Origin of the sequence: Burkholderia sp. BCC1047 (assembly GCF_902833155.1) — a bacterium.
Taxonomy (GTDB): Bacteria; Pseudomonadota; Gammaproteobacteria; order Burkholderiales; family Burkholderiaceae; genus Burkholderia; species Burkholderia sola.
This window is the reverse complement of sequence record NZ_CADFEH010000018.1, coordinates 52,696-65,927: the sequence shown is the minus strand read 5'-3', so window position 1 is coordinate 65,927 and position 13,232 is coordinate 52,696. Positions and strand designations below refer to the sequence as shown.

The following is a 13,232-nucleotide window of genomic DNA, read 5'->3' as shown; positions in this document are numbered from 1 at the left end:
TCTTCTGGGGAAAGTAGTTGAGCCCCGAAGTGTTGCAAGCGACTTTGACAGCAGAATGTCAGGGTGAGGTCGGGCAATCGTCGGATTGCCGCCGGATCGACGTGGATGGCCGGCCGCGGCCGGCCCGGGTGTCGACGTTCAGTGCAGCCCGGCCGATGCGATCGAGCGCACCGTATCGGTGATGTTCACGCAGCGCGACAGCCCGAAATGCTCGGCTTCACGGCGTTCCGGTTCGCTGCTCGCGATCCCGACCGCGCGCTCGCGCGGCACGCCGAGCGCTTGCAGCGCGACATCGAACGGATGCCGATTCGATCTGGAGTCCTGTTGATTGGTGTCCGTGACGACGACCGAGAAACGGTCGAGGTTCGCGCGGCCGAACTGGCCTTCGAACATGTCGTTGAGCCGCGCGGCCGGCAGCGTCGTGACGAGACCGAGCCGATAGCCTTCTTCCGATGCGCGGTCGAGCCACTGGATGATCGCGTCGCGCTGATGGCGCGATTCGCGCGAATCCGGTGTGGCTTCGATCTGTGCGAATGCTGCGTCGAGACGGGTGACGATGGCTTCGATGACCACGGTGATTCCTTTTCAGAAACGTGATGATCCGTTCGCCGACGGGAATGCCACACACCTTAGCGTCGATCCGGAAAACGCGACCAATTAATATTTTTCGCCGACTCATAGGATCCGGCTAATGAATGAGGCGGCGAGCCAGAGCGGGCGCGGGATGCGTCGCACGGCATGCCCCGCATGGATCGCGTCGTATCGTCGGTGTTCAATGCGATGCACCAGCGTGGCGCATATTCCGGATGCAGCGCGCCTGTGCATATAAAAAAACGGCATATCGAGCGATGCCGGCCCGATATGCCGCGTTGCGATGCCGTGCGCGAACGGCTGCGATCAATGCAGCTTGATCGACGGCTGGTTACGACTTTGCAGCCAGTGGCTCAGCGACTGGAACAGCGCTCGCTTCATGCCGACCACGCTGAACAGGTGCTTGCGATACAGGAACTTGTACAGCCCGATCGCCGCGAGCCCGTCGACGATCAGCGAGCGCGAGCGCACGCCGATGTCCGCCTGGTAGACGGCGCCCGCCTGCCCGAGCGACACGACGGTGCCCGCGTCGTGGAACGTGAAGCCGGCCACCGGCTTGCCGGCGATACGGCGCGCGAAGGCGTTGACCAGATACACGGCCTGCTGGTGCGCGACCTGCGCACGCGGCGGCAGGCACCCGCTTGCACCGGCCGACGGGCACGCGGCGCAGTCGCCGAACGCATACACGTGCGGATCGTCGGGCGTCTGCAGCGTGTCGGTCACGATCACCTGGTTCGAGCGGTTGAGCGCGATGTCGCCGATATCCCGCAGCATCGCGGGGCCCGCGACGCCGGCCGCCCAGATCGTGATGTCGCTCGCGAGCCGTTCGCCGGTCGCGGTCGTCACGGCATCCGCACCGACTTCCGCCACGCGCGTGTCGATCAGCACGTCGACGTTCAGCGCGCGCAACTGCGCGTGCATCTTGCCGGACAGCCGTGCGTCGAGCGCCGGCAGGATGCGCGGGCCGCCTTCGATCAGCCGGATATGCACGTCGCGCGCGGACACCAGCGCCTTGAAGCGGTACGTCGTCAGTTGCTGGATCGCGTGCCGCAGCGCGGCGGCCAGTTCGACGCCCGTCGCGCCCGCACCGATCACGTTGATGCAGATCGGCGCCGCGCGCCGCGCGGGCTGCTGCTCGGCAGCGTGATTCGCCTTCGTGCACGCAGCGAGGAACTTGCGGCGAAAGTCCTCGGCCTGGTCGAGGTTTTCGAGCGGCAGCGCATGACGCTCCGCGCCCGGCACGTTGAAGAAGTTCGTCACGCTGCCGACCGCCAGCACGAGATCGTCATAGTCGAGCGCGCGCTGCGGCAGGATTTCCGTGCCTTCCGCATCGTGCACGGCCGCGATCGTCGCCGTGCGCGCCGCGCGATCGACCCGCTGCAGCGCGCCCTGCACGAAGCGGAAGCCGTGGCGCTTCGCCTGCGCCGCATATTCGATCGTGTGGGAGGCCGGATCGCGATGGCCCGATGCGGCTTCGTGCAAGAGCGGCTTCCAGAAATGCGTCGGATAGCGGTCGACGAGCACGATTTCGGCGTGCCTGCGGCGTCCGACCGTATCGCCGAGACGCGTCGCGAGCTGCAGGCCGCCGGCGCCGCCGCCGACAATCACGATGCGCGGCAGGCGCGGAGCGCGCGCCGTTGCAAGGTTGGGCGTGATGTTGTCCATGTTGGGCTCCCGCTGAATGACGATTCGGATGACATTGCTCAAGAACCGACGATATAGTTTGGAACCCAGTCGAACAATTTAATGTTTATAAGCGACTCATATGTATTCACTTATAGGAAAGACCGCGACGTTCCGGCAATTGAAGGCGCTGGACATGATCGCGCGGCTCGGCAGCGTGTCGCGCGCGGCCGAGGAGCTGAACTTGACGCAGCCAGCCGTGTCGCTGCAGGTTCGCCTGCTCGAGGAAGCCGTGGGCGCCGCGTTGCTGCAGCGGGTGGGACGGGGCGTGCAGCTGACCGCGGCCGGCGAGATCGTGTCGCGCTACGCGCGCGAGATCCTGCATCTGTGGAGCGAGGCCGGCGACGAAGTGGCCGCGCTGACGGGCGATCTCGGCGGCACGCTGCGGATCGGCGCGATCACGACGGCCGAATACCTGATCCCGCCGCTGCTCGTCAAATTCACCGCGACGCGCCCGCACGTGAAGACGTATTTCAAGGTCGGCAACCGCGACGACATCATCCGCATGCTCGCGACGCATGAAATCGATCTCGCGGTGATGGGCAGCGCGCCGAAGGAGCTGCGCACGCACGCGGTCGAGTTCGCGAAGCATCCGATGGTGTTCGTCGCGGCGCCCGGCCATCCGCTGATGCAGCGCAAGCGCGTCGCGCTGAAGGATCTCGAATCCGCGCACCTGCTCGTGCGGGAGCGCGGTGCGGGCACGCGCTCGACCGTCGAGAGCCTGTTCAAGAACGCGGGCCAGCGCTTTCATGTGGGATCCGAACTGTCGAGCAACGAGGCGATCAAGCAGATGGCCGAAGCGGGCCTCGGTGTCGCGTTCCTGTCGTTGCATGCGTGTGCGCTCGAACTGCGCACCGGGCTGCTCGGGCAACTGCCGTTTCCCGGCAACCCGATCGAGCGCGAATGGTATGTGGTCACGCTCGCCGATCGACGGATCTCCCAGGTGACGGGGCTGTTCCGCGACTTCCTGATCAAGCAGGGTGCGCCGGTGATCGACGGCGCGACGGTGGCGTCGCACGAGCGGCGGCGCAAATAGGCGGGTGGCGACCAGCCGGTCAGACGAGCCCGAAGTCGTCGTTGCTGTCGGGAATCGACGCGAGCAGCCGTTCGAGCCGATACCAGCCGACGACGCGCAGGCACCACGCGGCGATGGCGGTGCGGCGGTTGCGGGCGTCGGGGCCGGATGGAGCGCGAGCGGCGGAAGGCGAGGGCGCGATGAACGCCGCGCGCAGCGGGCAGTAATGGGGCATGACGGGGCTCCGTAGGTGTCGGATGAGGCGATCGTAGGCTTCTCGGCGCCCGCCGGCGCGCACGCAAGGATCGTCCCGAGCAGAAACGGATGATCTTTTTCTGCTCGATTCGGCGGCGGCCGCGCAGCGCCGGCACGCCGGCCCGAAACGCGTCACAATGCGCGTTCGGCACCTGATCTGGTGGAGACCATCAATGAGCGATCCGATTCTTGCCGCGCCGACGGACAACGGCATCCCCGTCAGCCTGCGCTCCAGCCGCGGGCTTGGCTGGCATGGCTTCGGCGCGTCGCTGCTGGAAATTCGTGCCGGCACGTACCGGATTCCGGCGGCCGAGCATCACCGGATCGGCGTGCATATCGGCGCGCCGGTGCGCGCGGATTGCGTGTGCGACGGCGAGCGCGTGTCGCGCATCCAGGCGCACGGCGACGTCGATGTGATTCCGGCCGGCTTGCCCGGCCAGTGGACCGACAGCGCCGACTGCCGGATCCTGCACATCGCGCTCAGCGACACGTTCGTGCGGCGCACCGTCGAACAGCTCGAACTGAAGCCGTCGCACGCGCAGATCCGCCGGCGGCTGCAGGTACGCGACCCGCGGCTGCAGCACATCGCATGGGCGATGGCGGCCGAACTCGAAGCGGAAGACGCATCGGACCCGCTCTACGCGGAAAGCCTGTGCACGGCGCTCGTCGCGCGGCTGGTGGACGGCCAGCCGGCGTTTCGCGAACGCCGGCGCACGCTGGCGCCGAAGGCGGCGGCGCGCGTGATCGACTATGTCGAGGCGAACCTCGACCGGCGCATGACGCTGGCCGAACTCGCGGCGCTCGTGTCGATCAGCGTCCCGCATTTCAAGGTGCTGTTCCGCGAAACGCTCGGGATGCCCGTGCACCAGTACGTCGTGCGGCGCCGGGTGGAGCGCGCGAAGGCGCTGCTGCTCGAAGGCCGGCTCAGCATCAGCCAGATCGCGCTGGAAGCCGGGTTCGCGCATCAGAGTCACATGGCGAACTGGATGAATCGCGTGCTCGGTGCGACGCCGACGGAGATTGCGCGGTCGGGTGCGCGCGGCGGGTTGCGGCTGGCTTATGACGGCGAGGATGGCGGGAGAGACGCATAACGCAGCGGCGGTACGCCGACGTTGCAGTCGATCCGAGGGCAATTAATTGTCCAACAGGTTGTTGGACAATTGCTGCATTCGCCTTCTCCGGTTTTGACGCGCTCGCATCGAAGAGCCCGCATGGCGACAGCCATTCAACGTGTCATCCTTTCCTGCTCGATTCATCCCTCCGTGCGCGCTTTCCCGGCCGCGCATGCCGACAATCACAACACTTTCATCCTTCAGGAGCAGATCGTGTTCGTGATCTTCGGAGCATCCGGCAACGTTGGCCCGTCGACCGTGACGACCTTGCGCAACGCAGGCCATTCCGTGCGCGCGGTGCTGCGCGACGCACGCCATCGTGAACGTTTCGCGCAGCTCGGCTGCGATGTCGCGATCGCGGACCTCACCGACGCGAACGCGATCGCCGCGGCGATCGACGGCGCGCAGGCCGTGCAGATACTGTGCCCGGTGCCGGCCGCCGACCCCGACCCGGCCGCGACGATGACACGGACGATCGACGTCGCGACCGCGGCGCTCGCCGCGAACCCGCCGCCGGCGCTGGTCGCGTTGTCGGACTACGGCGCGGAGCTTGAAGGCAATACGGGTATCACGCGTCTGTTCCATGATTTCGAGGAACGGCTGAAGACGATCCCGACGCGATTGACGCTGCTGCGCTCGGCCGAGCATCTGCAGAACTGGGCGCGCGTGCTGCCGGTCGCGCTCGGCACTGGCGTGCTGCCAAGCTTTCACCATCCGGTCGGCAAGGTATTTCCGACGGTCTGGGCGCCCGATGTTGGCGTCGTCGCGGCGCGGCTGCTGCTCGATGCGCCGGAAGGCGGGAGCGGGCCGCGCATCGTCAGCGTCGAAGGGCCGCGGCGAGTGAGCGTGACGGCGATCGCGGATACGTTGGGCGCGGCGGCGGGCCGCGCGATCGTCGCGCGCGAGCTGCCGCGCGACACGTGGAACGCGACGCTGCTGCGCGCAGGGCTCAGCGAACGTCATGCGCAGTTGATCGTCGATCTGTACGACGTGCACAACGCGGGACGGATCGACGTCGAGGCCGACGTGTCGGAGCGGGTGTATGGGACGACGGCGCTGGAGGAGGCGCTTGCTGTGCTGGTGCGCGCGCATGCGCGTTGAGTGAAGGGGGCGCGGCGCGCATCACGCGGGCCGCCGCACCCTGTTCAACACCCCATACGCCACCGACCCGATCACGATCCCCCAGAACGCCGACCCGAGCCCGAGCCACGTCATCCCCGACGCGGTCGCGAGGAACGTGATCACTGACGCCTCGCGATGATCCTCGTCCTCGAAGATCCCATGCACGTTCGCGCTGATCGCGCCGATCAGCGCGAGCCCCGCCAGAATCGCGACGAACGCTTTCGGCAGCGCGAAGAACAGCGTGACGATCGTCCCCGCGAAGAGTCCGCCGATCAGGTAGAACACACCGTTCGCGAGCCCGGCGACATACCGCCGCGCCGGATCCTCGTGCGCGTCCTTGCCCGTGCACAGCGCCGCGGTAATCGCCGCGACGACGATCGTGATTCCGCCGAAACACGCGACCACCAGCGACATCACGCCGGTCGCCGTGATGATCGGCCGCGCCGGCGTGTGATAACCGGACACGCGCAGGATCGTCATCCCCGGCAGGAACTGGCCGGTGAGGCTGACGACGACGAGCGGCAGCGCGAGGCTGAGCGTCGTGCCGAGCGTCCATTCGGGCGCGATGAAGACCGGCCGCGCGAGACTCGGCGACACGTTGCCGAGATGCGTCATCCCGAGCAGCGTCGCGAGCGCGGCGCCCGTCAACAGCACGAGCACGATGCTGTAGCGCGGCAGCAGCTGCCTGAAGATCACGTACGCCGCGATCATCCCGAAACCGAGCACCGGCTGCGCGGTCGCGGCGGAGAACGCGTGCATGCCGAACGGCAGCAGGATGCCGGCCATCATGCCGCACGCGATGCCGCGCGGGATATGGCGCACGAGCCGGTCGAAATACCCCGATACGCCGATCGCGAGGATGATCAGCGCGGCCGTGATGTACGCGCCGACGGCCTGGTTGAGCGTCAGTTGCGGGAACAGGCCGACGAGCAGCGCGGTGCCGGGCGCCGACCACGCGGTAACGACGGGCACCTTCAGCTTCCAGCTCGCGAACAGGCCCGACACGCCCGCGCCGATCGAGATCGCCCAGACCCACGACGACACCATTTCGTTGGACACATGCGCGGCCTGCGAAGCCTGGAAGAAGATCGCGAGCGGGCCCGCGTACGAAATCAGGACCGCGAGAAAACCTGCGGTAATCGCTGAAATCGACCAGTCGTTGCCGAACGTGCGGATCGCGTCGGGTGGGGTGTTCGGTTGCATCGTCGTCGGGGAATGCGGCGCGCGGCCGTGCGGCGGAGCCGGGGCGAATGATGGTTGGAAGCCCCGGATGAGCGGCCATTCTGCGCATTGCCGACGCAATTGGCAATTCGCGGGCGACGATCGGCGCTGTCGGCTTTTCGTAAGAATTCATGCCGAAACGCGGAAACTTCTGACGTCAGGTACTGATCTGCAACACCCTGTCCACCACCGCCACCTTGATGCCGCTGCCCGTCGACAGCGACGCCGTGCCCTCGTCGAACGGATGGACGGGCGGATCGGTCGGCGTCCACGCGTGGCGCGCGAGCAATTCACGATACCCGCCACGGATCACGAAGCCGCCGCATTTCTTCGCATACGCGTCGCGCCGCATCCGGTACGCACGCGGCAGGTCGTACCACGGCAGCTTCGGCAGGTCGTGATGGACGAGGTGATAGTTGTTGTTCAGGTACAGCAGCCGCATCGCGAAGCCGGCTTCGTTGATCGTGATGCGCGCCTTCGGATGCGGCGCGGCGCGATGTTCGTACAGCGAGCGGATCATCGCGAGCGACAGCGCGGGCCACGTGACGGCGAGCAGGTAGTACCACCACGGCACGCCGATCGCCCAGTGCAGCCACGCGAGCAGCGTGGCCACGCAGGCAACGTGAGTCGACCACATCGGCAGATAACGGAAGTCGCCGCGCCGGAACGCGGCGAACGCATCGCGGAACGTCGCGGCGATGGCGAGCGGCGGCCCGACGACGATGCGTCCGAGGAAAGTCTTGCGCGCGACCGTCAGCGCCCGGCGCCAGCGCGGCAGCCGCGCCCAGCGTTCGCGCGTCACGTAGTTCGTTTCGGGATCGACGCCCGGCACGGTCAGGTCTTCGTCGCGGTGATGCTCGAGGTGCGTGTCGCGATACAGCGTGTATGGATACCAGATCGTCAGCGGCGGATAGCCGAGCAGCTTGTTCACGAGGGCGGAACGCGTCGGATGGCCGTGCAGCAGTTCGTGCTGCAGCGACAGGTGCCATGCGCCAAGCAGGATCAGCGGCGGCGTCGCGGCGGCGAGCGACAGGTGCCCTTCGCGCACGAGCAGCAGCACGGCGAGCCAGCCGCCGTAGATGACGACGACCAGCAGCCAGGTCGGCCACTCGGTGCGGGCGGTGAAGCGGGCGTCGAGCGCGGCGATCGCGCGCGCGTGGTCGACGTCGAAGTATTCGGCCATGGCGTTGAGGCGGATGGATTGGGCAGTGCGGGGAACGAGCGATGGAACCGGGGCGCTCGGCCCGGGTGCGCAGGTGTCTCGCGGATCACGGTCGGCCTGCCCGGCATCGCGCGGTGGCGGCGCCGGCAGGCATTCGAACGGTACCGGGGCGGCGCGGCTGCGCCAACCAATCGATTCGCATTTGCTTATCGTGTTGCGGCCGATAAGCATCCGGGCCGCCGCCGATGCGTAGAATGCCCGCATGAGCTCCTGGATCGCAGTCCTGCCGATGTACAACGTAACGCCGCGTCACGCCGCGCTGTGGCGCGCGCTGCTGCGCGACGCGCTCGATGCGTTCGCGAACGCGGGCGGGCCGGCCGACGTCGCGCTGCCCGACGCGCCATTCGACGACCTGCACGCCCTGTGGCGGCGCGACGATCTGCTGCTGTCGCAGACCTGCGGCTACCCGTACCGGATGCTCGGCTTGCGCGACGTCGTGCGATTGGTTGCGACCCCTGTTTTCGACGCAGACGGCTGCGACGGTGCGCGCTACAGCAGCGTGTTGATCGTGTCGGCGCGCGTGCACGCGGGCGGGGCGACGACGCTCGCCGCGTGCCGCGGATTGCGAGCCGCGTTCAACGGCGAGGATTCGCACAGCGGGATGAACGCGTTCCGGCACGCGGTCGCGCCGCATGCGCACGACGGACGGTTCTTCGGCTCGGTCACGCCATTCGGTTCGCACCTGAACGTGCTGCGGGCGCTGGCGTCGGGAGAGGCCGATTGCGCGGCGATCGACTGCGTGACGTTCGCGTATGTGCGCGACGCGCTGCCCGATCTGCTGGAGGACATCCGCGTGATCGGCATGACAGCATCCGCGCCGGGCTTGCCGTTCGTCGCATCGCGGGCGCTGCCGGACACGCAGGTCGGCGCGTTGCAGGATGCGCTCGATCGCGCGGTTGCCGCCGATGCGGAACGGGCGCGCGTGCTGAGGCTGAAGGGATTCGACCGGCTGGCGCCGGCCGATTACGACACGATTGCGCGGTTCGAGCAGGCCGCCGCCGCGCACGGCTATCCCGAACTCGCCTGACGCACGGCGCGGGGCGAACGGCCAGGCTGCGACCGCCCGCGCCCCAGCCCGCTTACTCCTCGTCCATCAACCGGACCTTGACCCGCTTGCCCTTGATCTTCCCCGCATTGAGCTTGCGCAGCGCGTCACGCGCGACGCCGCGCTCGATCGCGACATAGGTCGAGAACTCGGTCACGTTGATCTTGCCGATCTGCTTGCCGTCGAACCCGGCGTCGCCGGTCAGCGCGCCGAGCACGTCGCCCGGACGGATCTTGTCCTTGCGCCCGCCGAGGATCTGCAGCGTTTCCATCGGCGGCAGCAGCACGCTGTCGTCTGCCGGCTTCAGCTCGGCGAGCGGATGCCATTCGACCTCGCGCTTCTGCGCCTGTTCGATCGCGCCGACGCGGCCCATCTCGTCCATGCTCGCGAGGCTCAGCGCCCAGCCGTCCTGATCCGCGCGGCCGGTGCGGCCGATGCGGTGCACGTGCACTTCCGGGTCGGGCGTCACGTCGACGTTGATCACCGCCTCGAGCTGCGCGATGTCGAGCCCGCGCGCGGCGACGTCGGTCGCCACCAGCACCGAGCAGCTGCGGTTCGCGAACTGGATCAGCACCTGGTCGCGCTCGCGCTGGTCGAGCTCGCCGTGCAGCGCGAGCGCATGGAAGCCCTGCGCGTGCAGCACGTCGAGCAGGTCGCGGCACTGCTGCTTGGTGTTGCAGAACGCGATCGTGCTCACCGGCCGATAATGATTCAGCAACTGGCCGACCGCATGCAACCGCTCGTCCTCGGTCACTTCATAGAAGCGCTGGCGGATCTTGCTGTCGTCGTGGCGTTCGGCGAGCTTGATTTCCTTCGGATTGCGCAGGAACTGCTGGCTCAGCTTCGCGATGCCGTCCGGATAGGTCGCGGAGAACAGCAGCGTCTGGCGCGTCGTCGGGCACATGCGCGCGACTTTCGCGATGTCGTCGAAGAAGCCCATGTCGAGCATCCGGTCGGCTTCGTCGAGCACCAGCGTGTTCAGCGCGTCGAGTTTCAGGTTGCCGCGATCGAGGTGATCCATGATGCGGCCCGGCGTGCCGACGACGATATGCGCGCCGTGCTCGAGGCTCTGCGCTTGCGGACGCATCGGCGTGCCGCCGCACAGCGTCAGCACCTTCACGTTTTCTTCCGCACGCGCGAGGCGGCGCACTTCCTGCGCGACCTGGTCGGCGAGTTCGCGCGTCGGGCACAGGATCATCGCCTGCACGTCGAAGCTGCGCACGTCGAGGCGCGCGAGCAGCGCGAGCGAGAACGCGGCGGTCTTGCCGCTGCCCGTCTTCGCCTGCGCGATCAGGTCCTGGCCGGCCAGCGCGACCGGCAGGCTCGCGGCCTGGATCGGCGTCATGTCGACATAGCCGAGCTGCGCGAGGTTCGCGAGCGTGGCGGGCGTCAGCGGCAGCGCGCTGAACGGCGTGGCGGTCGGTTGGGTCAAGACAGGTCTCCGAGGTAGGGGCGGCCTTCCATCTGCTCGTAGACGACGTTGCCTTCGTCGTCCTCGAAGCGTTCGAGATAGTTGCGGGCGCCGCACAGCGGGCAGCGGAACAGCAGCCCCTGGCCTTCGTCCTTGATGACGACGTCGGACTGCTCCCACTGCGTGCCGCAGCTCTGGTTTCGGCAGGTAAACACGGTCTTTCTCCAGCTGAATTCGGTTGATGGCGCGCCCGGGCGGGCGCGGCCACGTCGGGCGGCGCTCGCGCGGCTCGGGCGCGGGCCGCACCGGTGGTGGCTCGGTTTGTGTCGATGCGGGTGATGGATCGGGCGGCGACGGGGTCGCGCGTGCCGCAATTCTAGCGGAAGCCGGTGCCTTCGCCCGGCGCGCCATACGAAAAACGGCCGCCCCGGAGGGCGGCCGTGTCGGGCGGCACAACAGTGGCGCGCGGGTAGTGCGCGGCGTCGGGCGCGTTACAGCGCCATGTCGGCCGATGCCTTCGCCGGGCGGGCCGGCGCGTTGCCGGTCGGCTGCGACGGCGCGCCGAGGTCGATCTTCGGCGGCGGCGACAGTTGCAGCACGTCGCTCGTGTACGTCCATTCCTCGACGACCTTCGCCGGACTGTCGTTCAGCTTGGTGCCGTAGCTCGGCACGATCTGGCGGATCTTCTGCTGCCACTCGGGCGTCGCGACCTTGTCCTTGAACACCTTCTTCATCAGGCTCAGCATGATCGGCGCGGCGGTCGACGCGCCCGGCGACGCGCCGAGCAGGCCCGCGATGCTGCCGTCCTGCGACGCGACGATCTCGGTGCCGAGCTTCAGCACGCCGCCCTTGACCGGGTCGCGCTTGATGATCTGCACGCGCTGGCCGGCCTGCCACAGGCGCCAGTCTTCCTTCTTCGCGTTCGGGAAGTATTCCTTCAGCGCGTTGAAGCGGTCGTCGTCGGTCAGCATCAGCTGGCCGGCGAGGTACTGCACCAGCGGGAATTCGTCGACGCCCACGCGCATCATCGGCGCGACGTTGTGCAGGTTGGTGCTCTTCGCGAGGTCGAAGTACGAGCCGTTCTTTAGGAACTTGGTCGAGAACGTCGCGAACGGCCCGAACAGGATGATCTTCTTGCCGTCGATGATCCGCGTGTCGAGGTGCGGCACCGACATCGGCGGCGAGCCGACCGACGCCTTGCCGTACGCCTTCGCGAGATGCTGCTTCACGACTTCGGGGTTGTCGGTCACGAGAAACGAGCCGCCGACCGGGAACGCGCCGTAGTCCTTCGCCTCGGGGATGCCCGACGCCTGCAGCAGGTGCAGCGCACCGCCGCCCGCGCCGATGAACACGAACTTCGCGTCGACCGATTGCGGCGGTTCATCCGAGTGCAGCTTGACCCACGACACGTGCCACGTGCCGTCGGCGTTGCGCGTGATCTCGCGCACTTCGCTCGACAGCGACAGCGTGAAGTTCGGCTGCGTCTTCAGGTAGCCGACGAACTGGCGCGTGATCTCGCCGAAGTTCACGTCGGTGCCGATCGGCGTCCACGTCGCGGCCACTTTCTGGTTGCGATCGCGGCCTTCCATCATCAGCGGCACCCACTGCTTGATCTGGTCGTAGTCTTCCGAATACTGCATCCCGCGGAACAGCGGGCTCGCCTGCAGCGCTTCGTAGCGCTTCTTCAGGAAGCGGACGTTGTCGTCGCCCCACACGAAGCTCATGTGCGGCGTCGAGTTGATGAACGAATGCGGGTTCTTCAGCACGCCTTGCTTGACCTGCCACGCCCAGAACTGGCGCGAGATCTGGAACGACTCGTTGATCTCGATCGCCTTCGAGATGTCGACCTTGCCGTCCGCCTTCTCCGGCGTGTAGTTCAGCTCGGCGAGCGCCGAGTGGCCGGTGCCGGCGTTGTTCCAGCCGTTCGAGCTTTCCAGCGCGACGCCGTCGAGGCGCTCGACCATCGTCATCGACCAGTCGGGCTGCAGTTCGTGCAGCCAGACGCCGAGCGTCGAGCTCATGACGCCGCCGCCCACCAGCAGGACGTCGACCTTCTTCGTGTCGGCGGCGTGCGCGGACGATGTCGCGACGCACAGCGCGAGCGCCGACAGTATTACCCGTAACGTTTTGATCACAGCAGATCCCTTTTTCAACTTGGATGCATCGGTTTGCCATGCCGCCCGGCGCGCGGTTCCGTTGTGCCGAAACACGTGTCCGGAGATCCGGATCGCGAATCCGGAATTCCGGATCGGCGCTGCGCGCCGTTGCATTTGCGCACGCGAAGCCATTCGGAAGGACACCTTCGGATCGGCTCCCGCGAGCAGGCAAGCGACGGTGCGCCACGCGCCGGGGCTCTGGCGGCAAGCCTGAGCGGACGGCGCTTCAGGTTGCGTTGAAAGAGGCCGCGCGCGACGCGCTTTGCGGGGGCGGGGTGGCAAGGGGCGCGTAATATAACCGAACTCGGACAATGTGTCGCAGACGACGAATATCCCTGTTTTCGTGGGGTTTTTTGTGCGTCCGGGTTTCCGGAATGACGGTGCGCGACGCGGGAAAAT

Annotated in this window: 12 protein-coding genes; 4 read left to right on the top strand and 8 right to left on the bottom strand. The window is 67.4% G+C overall.

The features are described 5' to 3' along the window. Window positions 1-138: 138 nt before the first annotated feature. Complete coding sequence (locus tag HWX55_RS19385) at window positions 139-573, bottom strand: phosphatase (protein ID WP_124639201.1); 435 nt, start codon at window positions 571-573, stop codon at window positions 139-141. Between the two features lie 324 nt (window positions 574-897). Continuing rightward, entirely contained in the window at window positions 898-2,256 is a 1,359-nt protein-coding gene (locus tag HWX55_RS19380; protein WP_175976904.1) for an NAD(P)/FAD-dependent oxidoreductase, read from the bottom strand. Window positions 2,257-2,356: 100 nt separating this feature from the next. Between HWX55_RS19380 and HWX55_RS19375 the strand changes: the two genes are divergently transcribed. Next, window positions 2,357-3,310, top strand: a complete 954-nt coding sequence (locus HWX55_RS19375; protein ID WP_175976903.1) for a LysR family transcriptional regulator — start codon at window positions 2,357-2,359, stop codon at window positions 3,308-3,310. A gap of 19 nt (window positions 3,311-3,329) precedes the next feature. On the opposite strand, the gene HWX55_RS19370 is transcribed toward HWX55_RS19375, so the two are convergent. Continuing rightward, entirely contained in the window at window positions 3,330-3,524 is a 195-nt protein-coding gene (locus tag HWX55_RS19370; RefSeq protein WP_175976902.1) for a hypothetical protein, read from the bottom strand. A 193-nt stretch (window positions 3,525-3,717) separates the two neighbouring features. On the opposite strand from HWX55_RS19370, the gene HWX55_RS19365 reads away from it, so the two are divergent. Beyond that, the gene (locus HWX55_RS19365) at window positions 3,718-4,635 is read left to right on the top strand and encodes an AraC family transcriptional regulator (RefSeq protein ID WP_175976901.1); all 918 of its coding nucleotides are present in this window, start codon (window positions 3,718-3,720) and stop codon (window positions 4,633-4,635) included. A gap of 234 nt (window positions 4,636-4,869) precedes the next feature. Then, a complete protein-coding gene (locus HWX55_RS19360) occupies window positions 4,870-5,757 on the top strand; it encodes an NAD(P)H-binding protein (RefSeq protein ID WP_175976900.1) in 888 nt (295 codons plus the stop codon). Between the two features lie 21 nt (window positions 5,758-5,778). Here the strand turns inward: HWX55_RS19360 and HWX55_RS19355 are convergent, their stop codons facing one another. After that, window positions 5,779-6,981, bottom strand: a complete 1,203-nt coding sequence (locus tag HWX55_RS19355; protein ID WP_175976899.1) for a benzoate/H(+) symporter BenE family transporter — start codon at window positions 6,979-6,981, stop codon at window positions 5,779-5,781. A 175-nt stretch (window positions 6,982-7,156) separates the two neighbouring features. Then, a complete protein-coding gene (locus tag HWX55_RS19350; RefSeq protein WP_175976898.1) occupies window positions 7,157-8,182 on the bottom strand; it encodes a fatty acid desaturase in 1,026 nt (341 codons plus the stop codon). Between the two features lie 241 nt (window positions 8,183-8,423). Between HWX55_RS19350 and HWX55_RS19345 the strand changes: the two genes are divergently transcribed. After that, the gene (locus tag HWX55_RS19345; RefSeq protein WP_175976897.1) at window positions 8,424-9,248 is read left to right on the top strand and encodes a PhnD/SsuA/transferrin family substrate-binding protein; all 825 of its coding nucleotides are present in this window, start codon (window positions 8,424-8,426) and stop codon (window positions 9,246-9,248) included. Between the two features lie 52 nt (window positions 9,249-9,300). Here HWX55_RS19345 and dbpA read toward each other — a convergent pair whose 3' ends face one another. From dbpA to mqo, 3 genes are all read right to left on the bottom strand, one after another. Then, window positions 9,301-10,698: an ATP-dependent RNA helicase DbpA gene (gene dbpA, locus HWX55_RS19340; RefSeq protein ID WP_126368201.1), complete on the bottom strand. Its 1,398-nt coding sequence runs from the start codon at window positions 10,696-10,698 to the stop codon at window positions 9,301-9,303. Further along, entirely contained in the window at window positions 10,695-10,892 is a 198-nt protein-coding gene (locus HWX55_RS19335) for a hypothetical protein (RefSeq protein ID WP_006483193.1), read from the bottom strand. Before HWX55_RS19335 ends, dbpA begins: the two co-directional genes overlap by 4 nt. Before the next feature lie 276 nt (window positions 10,893-11,168). Further along, a complete protein-coding gene (gene mqo, locus HWX55_RS19330) occupies window positions 11,169-12,830 on the bottom strand; it encodes a malate dehydrogenase (quinone) (protein ID WP_175976896.1) in 1,662 nt (553 codons plus the stop codon). Between the last annotated feature and the right edge of the window lie 402 nt (window positions 12,831-13,232).

Bases quoted from the DNA above. Each gene is read 5' to 3' on its own strand.
- HWX55_RS19345 (WP_175976897.1), top strand. From the start codon at position 8,424: ATGAGCTCCTGGATCGCAGTCCTGCCGATGTACAACGTAACGCCGCGT.
- HWX55_RS19380 (WP_175976904.1), bottom strand. From the start codon at position 2,256: ATGGACAACATCACGCCCAACCTTGCAACGGCGCGCGCTCCGCGCCTG.
- HWX55_RS19370 (WP_175976902.1), bottom strand. From the start codon at position 3,524: ATGCCCCATTACTGCCCGCTGCGCGCGGCGTTCATCGCGCCCTCGCCT.
- HWX55_RS19355 (WP_175976899.1), bottom strand. From the start codon at position 6,981: ATGCAACCGAACACCCCACCCGACGCGATCCGCACGTTCGGCAACGAC.
- HWX55_RS19350 (WP_175976898.1), bottom strand. From the start codon at position 8,182: ATGGCCGAATACTTCGACGTCGACCACGCGCGCGCGATCGCCGCGCTC.
- HWX55_RS19375 (WP_175976903.1), top strand. From the start codon at position 2,357: ATGTATTCACTTATAGGAAAGACCGCGACGTTCCGGCAATTGAAGGCG.
- HWX55_RS19365 (WP_175976901.1), top strand. From the start codon at position 3,718: ATGAGCGATCCGATTCTTGCCGCGCCGACGGACAACGGCATCCCCGTC.